13 protein-coding genes and 1 pseudogene are annotated in these 11,600 nt (G+C 68.1%); 7 read left to right on the top strand and 7 right to left on the bottom strand.

The window, feature by feature from the left end; translation table 11 throughout:
• Nucleotides 1–9: 9 nt before the first annotated feature.
• Genes R2707_07225 through R2707_07210 form a run of 4 tightly spaced genes read right to left on the bottom strand, consistent with a single transcriptional unit; the run spans nt 10 to nt 2,901 of the window.
• Entirely contained in the window at nt 10–522 is a 513-nt protein-coding gene (locus tag R2707_07225) for a hypothetical protein (protein ID MEZ5244869.1), read from the bottom strand.
• A complete protein-coding gene (locus tag R2707_07220; GenBank protein MEZ5244868.1) occupies nt 519–1,673 on the bottom strand; it encodes an alpha-D-ribose 1-methylphosphonate 5-triphosphate diphosphatase in 1,155 nt (384 codons plus the stop codon). Before R2707_07220 ends, R2707_07225 begins: the two co-directional genes overlap by 4 nt.
• An 11-nt stretch (nt 1,674–1,684) precedes the next feature.
• Nucleotides 1,685–2,008 (bottom strand): hypothetical protein, encoded by a 324-nt coding sequence (locus tag R2707_07215; GenBank protein ID MEZ5244867.1) that lies wholly within the window; start codon nt 2,006–2,008, stop codon nt 1,685–1,687.
• The gene (locus tag R2707_07210) at nt 2,005–2,901 is read right to left on the bottom strand and encodes a phytanoyl-CoA dioxygenase family protein (protein MEZ5244866.1); all 897 of its coding nucleotides are present in this window, start codon (nt 2,899–2,901) and stop codon (nt 2,005–2,007) included. The genes R2707_07215 and R2707_07210 overlap by 4 nt, the downstream gene beginning before the upstream one ends.
• 64 nt (nt 2,902–2,965) lie before the next feature.
• Here R2707_07210 and R2707_07205 point away from each other — a divergent pair, with 64 nt between their 5' ends.
• Nucleotides 2,966–3,970, top strand: coding sequence for an aldo/keto reductase (locus R2707_07205; GenBank protein MEZ5244865.1), 1,005 nt, complete (start codon nt 2,966–2,968; stop codon nt 3,968–3,970).
• Nucleotides 3,970–4,896, top strand: a complete 927-nt coding sequence (locus tag R2707_07200) for a 2OG-Fe(II) oxygenase family protein (protein ID MEZ5244864.1) — start codon at nt 3,970–3,972, stop codon at nt 4,894–4,896. The genes R2707_07205 and R2707_07200 overlap by 1 nt, the downstream gene beginning before the upstream one ends.
• 34 nt (nt 4,897–4,930) lie before the next feature.
• Here the strand turns inward: R2707_07200 and R2707_07195 are convergent.
• Nucleotides 4,931–6,272 (bottom strand): annotated as a pseudogene (locus tag R2707_07195) (alpha/beta hydrolase domain-containing protein).
• Nucleotides 6,273–6,450: 178 nt separating this feature from the next.
• Between R2707_07195 and R2707_07190 the strand changes: the two are divergent.
• Nucleotides 6,451–6,882: a CBS domain-containing protein gene (locus tag R2707_07190; GenBank protein MEZ5244863.1), complete on the top strand. Its 432-nt coding sequence runs from the start codon at nt 6,451–6,453 to the stop codon at nt 6,880–6,882.
• Between the two features lie 22 nt (nt 6,883–6,904).
• Here the strand turns inward: R2707_07190 and R2707_07185 are convergent, their stop codons facing one another.
• Nucleotides 6,905–7,936 carry an aldo/keto reductase gene (locus R2707_07185; protein ID MEZ5244862.1) on the bottom strand — a complete coding sequence of 344 codons (1,032 nt, stop codon included), beginning with the start codon at nt 7,934–7,936 and terminating at the stop codon, nt 6,905–6,907.
• 129 nt (nt 7,937–8,065) lie between these two features.
• Nucleotides 8,066–9,397 (bottom strand): acyl-CoA dehydrogenase family protein, encoded by a 1,332-nt coding sequence (locus R2707_07180; GenBank protein MEZ5244861.1) that lies wholly within the window; start codon nt 9,395–9,397, stop codon nt 8,066–8,068.
• A 33-nt stretch (nt 9,398–9,430) separates the two neighbouring features.
• Between R2707_07180 and R2707_07175 the strand changes: the two genes are divergently transcribed.
• Genes R2707_07175 through R2707_07160 form a run of 4 tightly spaced genes read left to right on the top strand, consistent with a single transcriptional unit; the run spans nt 9,431 to nt 11,599 of the window.
• Entirely contained in the window at nt 9,431–9,640 is a 210-nt protein-coding gene (locus R2707_07175) for a hypothetical protein (GenBank protein ID MEZ5244860.1), read from the top strand.
• 48 nt (nt 9,641–9,688) lie between these two features.
• Entirely contained in the window at nt 9,689–10,156 is a 468-nt protein-coding gene (locus tag R2707_07170) for a nitroreductase/quinone reductase family protein (GenBank protein ID MEZ5244859.1), read from the top strand.
• A gap of 2 nt (nt 10,157–10,158) precedes the next feature.
• Nucleotides 10,159–11,157 carry an LLM class flavin-dependent oxidoreductase gene (locus tag R2707_07165; protein ID MEZ5244858.1) on the top strand — a complete coding sequence of 333 codons (999 nt, stop codon included), beginning with the start codon at nt 10,159–10,161 and terminating at the stop codon, nt 11,155–11,157.
• Complete coding sequence (locus R2707_07160; GenBank protein MEZ5244857.1) at nt 11,126–11,599, top strand: VOC family protein; 474 nt, start codon at nt 11,126–11,128, stop codon at nt 11,597–11,599. The genes R2707_07165 and R2707_07160 overlap by 32 nt, the downstream gene beginning before the upstream one ends.
• Nucleotide 11,600 lies beyond the last annotated feature (1 nt).

Here is an 11,600-nt window from a genome sequence, read left to right as displayed (position 1 = left end):
GAATCGCCGTCAGCGACCCGGCCGCGACCAGACGCCGTCGGGATGACGCTGCCAGATCCCGACCTCCCACCCGCAGGCCAGGCCGATGTCGAGATCGTCGGTTGCATCGACGGCGGCCTGCAGGTCGTCGACGCCGTAGCCGATGCTCAGATGGAGCCAGTCCTTCGGACGGAGCGGGTCGTCGGTGCTGTCGACCGTGTGGAGTTCGACGAAGCGCGCCGTGAGCCGATGGAGCCAATCGGAGGCGAGTTCCAGTCCGACCCAGTCGGGACGGTGGTGCAAGTCGACGATCTCGACGCCGCCGACGGGGCCGTCCATCGTGGTGGCCGCGTGGTCGAGTTCCGCGACGATGCGCGGGATCTCGTCGTGATGGCGGTGGAAGAAGCCGGTGAGCGTGCAGTGCGGGGGATAGTCCTGCGCGGTCGTCGCCCCGCGTTCGGTGATCCGGCCGAAGACCTCGGCGAGCGCGGTGGCGAGTGGCCCGGTCGGCGTCGCGTAGAGGATGAGCTCGGCCGAGGTCACGGCGTGAGTGCCGCGAGTCGGCCGTCGACCACGACGGCGCGCACCCGGGCCGGACGGCTCGATTCGGGTGGTTCGACCACGATGAGATCGGCGCGGGCGCCGGCCTCGATCACGCCACGGTCGTAGAGGCCCGCTGCTTCGGCCGGACCGCGCGACACGGTGTGCCACGCCTCGTGGAGCGACGCACCGAGAGATGTCAACACGAATGGCGCGTGGAGCATCGACTGGTAGTGGTAGTCGGAACAGATCAGGTCGGCGACGCCTGCCTCCCAGGCATCGCGCACGCTCAGGTTGCCGAGGTGGGAATGGCCACGCACGAGGTTGGGGGCGCCGAGGAGGATCGCGATCCCGGCGTCGCGATAACGCTGCGCCAGCTCGATCGACAGCGGGAACTCGGCGATGTCGACGCCGAGGGCGAGGTCGCGGCGAAGGTCGGTGTCGCTCGATGCGTCATGGCTCGCCGTGGCGATGGAAGCGTCGTGGGCGGCCCGGGCGAGTCGCTCCTCCTGCACCCGTCCCAGCTCCCGGCGTGCGACCGCAGCGCGCTGTTCGGCCTCCAGTGCGTCCTGGCCGAGTCCCGATCGTTTCACCTGCAACTCGGTGATGCCCTCGACCATGGCGATCCCGCCCGGCGTGTGGTCGTTGTAGGACAGCATCGTGATCGAGCCGTCGGCGATCCATCCGAGGAGCTCGTCGATGTCGTCGGTGTTGCACCGCTCGTGGCGCACGTGGAGTCGCAGCTCGGGACCCCACCGTTCGGTTGACGATCCCCGCAGCGCGGCGACCAGGTCGCGAAGGGTCTCCCGGCTGCGCAGCCCGGGCTCCCAGCCGTCGGTCACCGACACATAGCCGGTCGTGATACCGGCTGCGAGGAGGTGACTCCGGGTCTCCGCGACCGCAGCGGCGACATCGACGAACACGCCCGGTCGGGGCATCACCGTGCGCTCGAATCCGTCGCCGTGGATGTCGACCAGCCCGGGGAGGACGAGGGCGCCCGCCGCGTCGATGTCGACGGTGCCCGCCGCGCCGTGGCGGCCGACCGACTCGACCACGGGTCCGCGGCACACGACGTCGGTCCGTTCGGTGCTGCCGGCGGGCAGCAGAACGGTTCCGCCCCGGATCGTCAGCATCGGTGTCACGGAGACGGCCACGAGGCGACGGCTCAGTGCACGCCGCGATTGTGCGCGCCGTTCGGCGCGATGGCTTCGTCGACCGCGACGACGCGCTCGAGGAGGAACTCGAAGGGCAGATACGACACCTTGTGGTGCTCACCCTCACGAGGGGGCAGGAGCTGCGACATCTGCAGGAGTCTCCAGCCGTCGCGCAGGGCGTCGAGTCCGGTGACGTAGGGCGGCGAGTCGCCTCGGTCGGGGAGGCCCGGCCCTTGGCCGTCGGTTCCGTCGTGGAACGCCCACGCGACCACATGGCTCGCGAAGGAGGAGTTCGTCGTGTAGAGCTGGAGGACCTGTTGGCGTTCGACGCTCACCGCCGCGCCCCTTCGAGCAGGGCGGCACGACCCTCGATCCGGGTGCGGTACCAGTCGACGTCGAACGAGGGATCGTCGCTCAGGTAACGCCAGAGGCGGACACGTTCCATGGTCTCGATCCGGTACTCGCCGTCGAAGGACCAGGGATGCATCTTGCGCAGGACGTTGGCGACCGTGTCGCCCGGCGCGGTGGTCGCGAACATGTGATCCCAGGAACCCTTCGCCACCTCGTCGTAGTCGGAGGTGTCCCAGAGGCGAACCTGCGGTTCCGTCGGGTTGAGACGCAGCTTGAACATCCAGCGGTGGTTGCCGGACGGGTTGTCCTGGCCTGCGTGCCAGACGCCCTGGTGGAACACGAGGATCGTGCCCGCCGGCCCGGTAAAGAACTTCTCACCGGCGATGTGCTGATAACGGGCGACGCTGTTCTCGTGGATGTTGCGAAGATGGCTGCCCGGTACGAAGCGGGTGCCGCCTTCGCCCTCGCCGACGTCGTGGGGGAAGTAGAAGAGCTGGATGTCGAACGTGGGATCGTCACTGTCGATCGCCGCGTCGCAGTGCAGATCCTGGATGCGAGGTGAACCGGCCGGATTGAAGTGGATCGCGTGGTGGTCGAAGACGGGGTTCGCCCCGACGAGCGATCGGATCGCGCCGGCGATCTCGGGGAGTTCGTAGACGCGACGCAGCGCGCTGTCGGCCGGGTAGCACTCGGAGAGAGGGGTGCCGGAGCGGGGTTGGAACTCGCCGGGATCATCGGAGGGGTGGCCGAGCAGGGCCGACAGTTCCTCGAGGACGGTGCGGTTGAGCTCGTCGGGAACGACGGCATCGAACCGCAGATAGCCGTCGGCGACGAATCGCGCCATGTCGAGTGTGCTCAGCAGGATGGGATCAGTCACCATCGACTCCTCTGTCCGCCACGGATGTGTTCGCCATTCGTAGCAGCCGGGCTACGGTCGGCGCATGTCGTCACCTGCTGTCACCACCCCGAAGGTCAACCCCAACATGGAGTACCGGCGCCTCGGCCGTACCGGTCTCAAGGTCAGCGTGCTCTCGTTCGGGAGCTGGGTCACGTTCGACACCCAGCTCGACGACTCGCTGGCGCTCGACTGCATGGCGGCGGCCGGCGAGGCCGGCTGCAACTTCTTCGACAACGCCGAGGCCTATGCCCGAGGCGAGAGCGAAGCGATCATGGGGCGGGTGCTGCAGGAACTGGGATGGCCGCGCTGGTCCTACGTGCTCACCACCAAGGTGTTCATGGGCATCCACGGCGACGTCCCCAACATGCGGATGACTCTGAACCGCAAGTACCTGATGCAGGCGATCGACGCGTCGCTCGAACGTCTCCAGACCGACTTCGTCGATGTCCTCTACTGTCACCGCGCCGACCCGGAGACGCCGATCGAGGAGACGGTGTGGGCGATGAGCGACATCATCGCCGCGGGCAAGGCCCACTACTGGGGAACCAGCGAGTGGCGGGCCGACGAGATCCAGGCGGCGATCGACATCGCCGAGCGTCACCACCTGCACAAGCCGGTGACCGAGCAGAGCCAGTACAACCTGCTCGAGCGCAAGAACGTCGAGAAGAACTATCGCCGTCTCGTCGACGACCACGGCTACGGCAACACGATCTGGAGTCCGCTCGCATCGGGGCTGTTGACCGGCAAGTACCGCGACGGGATCCCCGCCGACTCCCGTGCCGCGCTCGACGGCTACGAGTGGCTCGCCGGTCGGCTCACCGCGGCCGAGGCGGTGGCGCAGGTCGAGAACCTGCGTCCGATCGCCGATCGACTCGGGTGCACGATGGCCCAGCTCGCGTTGGCGTGGTGCACGCTCAATCCGGCGGTGTCGACGGTGATCACCGGCGCGTCGAAGGTCGAGCAGGTCGTCTCGAACTTCGGCGCCCTCGACGTGATCCCGCTGCTCACCGACGAGGTGAAGGCCGAGATCGAAGCTGCCGTCGCCTGATGGAACTCGGCGTCGTCGATCTGTCGGCGCCCGTCGACGAGCAGGCGCGGGTGATGGCCGATGCCTGTGAGAGCCTCGGCTTCTTCCGCGTTCCGCTCTCGGTCGTCGCCCCCGACGTCGCCGCAGCGGCATGGGACACGGCGGCGCAGTTCTTCGCCCTGCCCGAGCCCGCCAAACGCGACGTCGAGTTCCCCGAACCCGGCTACCCCTACGGCTTCTCGCCCTACGGCTACGAGACGCTGGCCCGTTCGCTCGACGATGTCGACGCGCGTCCCGACATGAAGGAGTCGTTCTCGGTCGGCCCCGACTGTGGACCGTATGTGTCCGTGGCGCCCGACCAGGAATGGATCCGGTCACCGAGCTTGTGGCCGGCGGCGGTCCCGGCGCTGCGGTCGGCCTGGGTCGCCTACTACCGCGCCCTGAGCGAGGTCGCCGCACGATTGCTGTCGGTGATGGCCGTGGCCCTCGATCTGCCGGCGAACCACTTCGACCCGCTGATCGATCGACCGATCACGTCGATGCGGGCCATTCACTACCCGGCCGCGCCGCCGACCGACGGTGCCCTGCGGGCAGGCGCCCATGCCGACTACGGCACGCTCACCATCCTGCGCACCGACGAGATCGGGGGCCTGCAGATCGTCGACGCCGACGGTGCATGGGTCGACGTCGCGCCCGACCCGGAGATGTTCGTGGTCAACCTCGGCGACTCGATCGCACAGTGGACCAACGATCGTTGGCGCTCGACCGTTCATCGGGTCGTGCCGAGGCCCGAACCTCGTCAGTCGATGGCCTTCTTCCACATGGCCAACTGGGACGCGGTGATCGAGTGTCTTCCGGGCTGCGTCGCACCGGGCGAGAAGCCGCGGCACGAGCCCGTCGAGGCTGGGCCGTGGCTCATGCAGAAGTTCCGCTCGACGGTCGTCTGACCCGTCGGACCGAACTCGTGGGCCGTCGACGCCGTCAAGCGCCGATGCCGGATGCTTGCGCTGCCGCGATGAGAGCCGGCCCGTCGACCGGGAGGATGAATCCTGCAGAGATCGCGGCGTTGACCGAGGCGGTCCAGGGCGTGATGAAATCGGCCGCGGTCGGGTAGAGGGCCGCCAGCTCGACGTCGGTCAAGGGTGTGGTACTGCCGAAGAGGCCACAGAACCCGAGGCCGCTGTTCAGCCCGTCGATCCGTGCGATGGGCACATCGACGTGCGGCGACCGGACACCGCCGAGCGCGTTGCCGATCGCGTCCCGGGCCAACACGGTCGGACTGGTCGATTCCGCCGCGAGCGGGTCGGCGGTCGGCGGCGCGCCACCCCCGCGTACCCACGTGTCGAGGCTGTCGAATGCGGCCTGGAGGAGCAACCAGTGCGGTCCCGAGTTCACCGGCTTGTCGCATCCGACGCTCTGCGGGTTCCGCATGAAGTCGAACATCAGCGCGGTTCCGGTCCCGTCGGCCGGATCTCGCGGCCCGGCCGACAGTATGTAGGAGCCGATGTGGGAGGTGCCCGCCAGCTCCCACATGCGGAACTGGGAGGTGTCGGGCTGACGGATCTCGGTGTTGGACCGGATGACGTCGTCCTCGGCCTGCACCACGAAGACCGGCACGTTCAGGTCGCCCCTGATGAAGGTGGGTCGCGGCGTCGAGATCTGGCCGAGCGGTGCCTGCCGCAACGACGACCCGCTGATGCCGCGGCTGTGGATCATGAACCCGTCGAACACATCGGCGATCGGATGGACGGCGTTGACATAGGTCATCATGCGGCTGGCCGACTGCGACTCGCCGGTGGCGATCACGTACTCCGGTTCGAGCCCGCCGAGCAGTGCCGGGTTCTCCCGGACCTCCCGCCCGGCCTGGCTGAAGATGTCGTAGCTGAAGCTGTCGCCGGGATGGCTGAGCTTGTTGTAGCGACGGGTCGGTCACCAGCATGTTGTTGACCCCGACGGATTGCGCGGTGACGGCCACATAGGCATGGCCCGACCGCACCACGTTGTTGTGCGCCATCTGCCAGTCGACCGCGATGTCGGTCCCGGATGTCACGTTCATCCATTCGACGATGACGGTGCCGCTGAAGTCGGCCGGATCGGTCGGCGTCAAGGCCACGAGTCGGGTGAAGAAGAGCTCCTGGCGCTCGTCGGGAGTGACCGTCCAGACTCCGTCGGCCGACAGCGGAGAATCGCTGCCATAGCTGCTGGCCAGGCCACCGAGAAAGAACTCGGCTCGTTGATAGCCGACGTCGGCGACGTCGATGCCGGTCGAGAGCGAGCTCTGTCCAGGCCCGGTGATGGGGCCGACCAGGCAACCGGTCGCCATCAGGGCGGTCGCGACCGCCACCCAGAACCCGCGCAATCGTCGTCGATGCTGCATCTGTCCCCCCGGACGGCCGGTGATGTGAAACTATCCGCCGCCGAAATCGCTGTCACTTCGGACCTTGCCCCGCTCCCCGTTCATGCTCCTGACAGAAGACGTGACCTGTGTCACACTGGAGACCATGCTGATCAGCGAAGTCCTGCGGCGCAAGGGAAACGCGGTCGCGACCGTCGACCCCGCAGCGACGATCACGGAGGTGGTCGAGGCGCTCGCTCGCGTCGGCGTCGGTGCCCTCGTGGTGTCGGGCGACGGTCGCCGTGTCGACGGGATCATCTCCGAGCGCGACGTCGTCCGGGCGCTGGCCGCACACGGTCGCGACGCCGTCGACCGGACGGCGCAAGAGGTGATGACCCGGGAGGTCGTCACCTGCAGCGAGACCGCGACCATCGAGCAATTGATGACCGAGATGACGGAGCGGCGCTTCCGTCACGTCCCGGTCACCGACGACGGCGAGTTGATCGGGATCGTCAGCATCGGCGACGTCGTCAACGCCCGGGTGCGCACTCTCGAGACCGAGACCCGCCAGCTGACCAACTACATCTCGGGCTACTGATCAGGTCGTGAGCAGCCCCTGATCAGCGACGCCGCCGCCGGGCGTGCGGCGCCATGTGGGGCTCGGGCCGGTTGGTGTCGACCGTGTCGATGTCGAGACCCGGGGGCAGCAGCTCGTCGAGCGCGTCGAGCACGCCCTCGTCGAGCCGCACGTCGGCCGAGGCGAGTGCGTCCTCGAGCTGTTCGGGCGTGCGGGGGCCGATGATGACGCTCGAGACGGCCGGGTGCTCGGCGGCCCATGCCGTGGCCAGGTGGGTCAGCGGCACGCCGGCATCGGCCGAGAGTTCGAGGAGTTGCTCGATCAGATCCAGCTTCGCCTGTGTCTGGGCCCTCGACCGGTCCCAGCGGGCCGTGTTGTGGGCTGCCATCCGCACGGCGCGGGCATCGTCGGGCACGTCCTGGTCGTGGCGGTACTTCCCGGTGAGCCACCCACCGTTGAGCGGGGCGTAGGTCATGACGCCGACGCCGAGACGTTCACACGTCGGCAGGACCGCCCGTTCGACGTCTCGGTTGAAGAGGTTGTAGAGGCACTGTTCGGAGCGCACCCGGACGTGGCCCCGCTGGTCGCTGATGTGGCGGGCCTCGACGATCCACTCCGCCGAGGTGGCCGACATGCCGGCGTAGAGGATCTTTCCGTCCCTCACGAGCTGGTCGAGCGCGCCGAGCGATTCGTCGAGATCGAGGCGGGCGTCGCGGCGGTGCAGTTGGAAGAGGTCGATGCGGTCGGTGCCGAGGCGACGGAGGCTGTCCTCGACGGCGCGGACGAGCCAACGGCGCGAGCCGCCCATGTGGTTCGGGTCGGCGCTCATCGGGATGAACGCCTTGGTCGCCAGCACGACATCGTCGCGACGGCCGGCCAGGGCTCGGCCGAGCACCTCCTCGCTCTCGCCCATGCTGTAAGCATCGGCGGTGTCGACGAAGTTGATCCCCGCATCGAGAGCCCGGTGGACCATCGACACACACTCGTCGTGATCGGTGTTGCCCATGGCCCCGAACATCATCGTGCCGAGGCAGTACTTCGACACGCTCACGCCGGTGGCGCCGAACGTCCTCATCTCCACGGTGGACCCTCCTCGATCGGACGGGGCCGACGCTACGTGATTTGCGAGACCGGTGTCCGAATGGACGCTCCGGCCAGGGCCGGATGGTCACGTGTAGCGGGTGTCTGACACCGGTGTGGCGGGTCAGCGGCCGCGGCGTTCCATGTACTTCGCCATGGCGTCGGCCATGTCGCGCAGTTCGGGGTCGGACTCGAACATCGGCTCGAACTTCTCCCGGGCCCGCTTGCGCTTCTCGGGGTAGTACTCCGTGGGCCAGTAGCCGTCGTGTGGGGCATAGCTCTTGAGCACGTTGCGGGCCACGGTCGCCTTGTGGACCTCGTCGACGCCGTCGGCGATGCCCATGGTCGGTGCCGACGCATACATGGCCTGGATCGGTGTGAGGTTCGTGGTGCCGAGCGATCCGAGGATGTGGAGGGCATTGAACGACACCTCCCGGAGCACCTTGGCCATCGAGAACTTCACGGCGGCGATGTCGGTGCGGGTCTCCTGGGTGCTCGAGTTGTCGATCTTCCAGGCCGTCTCCAGCACGAACAAGCGCAGCATGCGGATCTGGGCGTAGGAGTCGGCGATCTTCTCCTGCACCATCTGGTGCTCGCCGATGATCTTGCCGTGCGACTCTCGGCTGAGGGCCCGCTCGCACATCATGTCGAACGCGAGCTTGCAGTTGGCGATCGTCCGCATTGCGTGGTGGATCCGCCCACCGCCGAGGCGACGTTGGGCCAGGACCTTGGCGCCGTCCTCCGGACCGAGGAGATGGTCGGCCGGGATGCGGACGTCGTTGTAGATGATGTGGTTGTGGGTGCGCGGCTCGGGCTGGATCTCGACGCCGGGGGTGTCACGCGGCACGACGAACATGCCGTTGGTGCACATCACGAACAAGATGTCGGCCGCCCGGCCTGCGCTCGTGAACCACTTCTCGCCGTTGATCACCCACTCGTCGCCGTCGCGCACCGCGTGGGTTCGGAACAGGTTCGGGTCGGAGCCACCCTGCGGTTCGGTCATGGAGTAGGCGGACCACAGCTCCTGCTCGAGCATCGGCTTCAGCCAGCGCTCCTTCTGCTCCTCGGTGCCATAGGCGGCGAGGAGCTCCATGTTGCCGGTATCGGGGGCGGCGGAGCCGAACATCTGCGGCGCCGAGCCGTAGCGGCCGAGGATCTCGTTGAGCAGGCCGAGCTTGAGCTGGCCGAGCCCGGGTCCGCCGAGTTCCTCGTCGAGGAACAGGGCCCAGAGGCCCTGGGCCTTCACCTGGTCCTGCAGACCCTTCACGATCGCCTTGATCTTCGGATCCTTGGAGCGGACCGCGTACGGGAAGATCATGTCGAGCGGCTCGACCTCCTCGCGGCAGAACTTCTCGACCCAGTCGAGCTTCTCCTGGAATTCGGGTTCGGTTGAAAAGTCCCAGGCCATCGGTGCCCCCATGCGTTCGTCGGCTCCCGGAATGTAGGCCAGGTCCACCCCGGATTCACAGGTGCGCAAGGATTGACGCCGATGACCCCTGACGACCTCGATCTCCACGACCCCGACCCGGAGCGTCTTCGGGAGTGCGAGTACTGGCGGTGCGGCGAGCTCTTCGAGGCGCGGTCGGTGCAGCACCGGTTCTGTCGCAAGGCGTGTCGGAGCCGTCAGCACAAGTGGCAGAGGGCGCAGGATCGGCGACAGCGCCGCAGCGAGCGACGGGGCCGTCCGCCCGTCGCGTGAGCGATACCGGGTGGCGACGACGATCGGCGCTCCCACTACGCTCCGGCCATGCCTTCGATGAGTGGTCGCGTCGCCAACTTCTTGAGCAGGCGATTCCCCGACGTCGGTCGGCGGGCCACGCTGCGCCAGATCGAGAAGTTCCGGGCCAGCAAGGGAACCAAGGGCAACACGCTCCTGGGGAAGCCGGTCTTTCTCCTCGATGTGGTCGGACGCAAGAGCGGCGAGTCGCGACCGGTCATGTTGATGCGGGTGCACCGGGGCGACGATCTGATCGTCGTCGGATCCAACGGCGGCAATCCCACGACCCCCAACTGGTGGGCCAACCTCGTCGCCGCCGGCGAGGCCCATGTCGAGGTCGGCGCCGACCGGTGGGCGGTCGAGGTGCACGAGCTCGACGACGGCACCGAGCGCGACGACTGCTGGGCGCTCGCCTGCGCTGCGTACCCCGACTTCGCGTCCTACCAGGAACTCACGGATCGCAAGATCCCGATCGCCGTGCTGACCAGAAAGGGCTGATCATGCCGACCCCCTCCGTTTCGATCGGGCTGCCGCCGCAGCCGGGTGCCACCGACCTCGCCGTTCTCGCCGAGGAGCTCGGCTACGAACGGGTGTGGCTCTACGACTCCGCGGCGCTCTACGAGGACATCTGGATCCATCTGGCGTTGATCGCCGAGCGCACTTCGCGGATCGGGCTGGGCACCGCGGTGCTCGTGCCCAACCTCCGCCACGTGATGACGACCGCGTCGGCCGTCGCGACCGTCGCCCGCATGGCGCCCGGCCGCCTCGCGGTCGCGATCGGCACGGGCTTCACCGCCAGGCTCGTCATGAACAAGGGTGCGCTGTCGTGGGCGACCACGGAGACCTATGTCCGCCAGCTGCGCGGGCTCCTCGCAGGCGAGGTCGTCGACATCGCCGGCGAGCGGTGTCAGATGATCCACCATCCCGACCTCGCTGCCCCCCGGCCGATCGACGTGCCGATCCTCCTGTCGGCGCTCGGACCCAAGGGGCAGGGCATCGCGGCCGAGATCGGCGACGGACTCATGAATGTGGCGCCGCCCGACGGCGGCGCATGGGACTGGTACGTGCACATGGTCAACGGGACGGTGCTCGACGACGGCGAATCGCCCACCGCCGAGCGCGTCGTCGACGCCGCAGGCCCGTGGGAAGCGCTGTCGCATCATGGTGCGTGGCACCTGGCCGGCGAGGAGATCGTCCCGATGCTGCCCGGTGGGGCGGAGTGGCTCGATCGGGTGGTCGCCGACCGGCCCGAGGCCGAGCGCCATCTCTCCGTGCACGAGTGGCACTGCACGCATGTCAACGATCGCGATCGTCCCCTGCTCGCGGCGAAGGGCACGGCCGACGACCCCTGGTCGGGATGGGTCGGCGAGGATGCCGACATCGCCGGGCGGATCGCGGCGAGCGGTGCGGCGGGGACGACGGAGGTGCTCTTCACTCCGGCGGGCCCGGACCTCGAGCGAGAGCTCCGTGCGTTCGCCCGCGCCGCGGGTCTGGGGTGAGATCGTGACCCAGATCCTCGGCCAGTTCTGCATCAACGTCCGCGACCTCGATCGCGCCCTCGAGTTCTGGGAGGGCGTGTGCGAGCTGGAGGTCCAGCATCGCACCGAGATCCCCACCGCGTTCGAGGCGGTGCTGCAGAGTCCCCATGGTGGCTCCCGCATGCAGCTCGCCCAGCAGCGGGCCGCCGACGGCAGCGCGGTCGACCAGCCGATCGACATGGGCACGGCGATGTGGAAGCTCTACATCAACACGTCGGATTGCCAGGCGGTCTACGACCGGGCGATCGCGGCCGGATGCGAGTCGGTGACCCCGCCCCGGAAGCTCGACCGCTGGCCCGTCACCGTCGCGTTCGTGGAGGACTTCGACGGCTACCTGATCGAGTTCGTGGAACACCACGAGGGAACCCGCGAGGGAGTTCCCGACCCCAAGAAGGTCGCCTGAT

The organism is Acidimicrobiales bacterium, assembly GCA_041394245.1.
Classification (GTDB): domain Bacteria; phylum Actinomycetota; class Acidimicrobiia; order Acidimicrobiales; family Aldehydirespiratoraceae; genus JAJRXC01.
The sequence above is the reverse complement of the archived record's forward strand: the minus strand, read 5'-3'. Positions and strand labels throughout refer to the sequence as shown.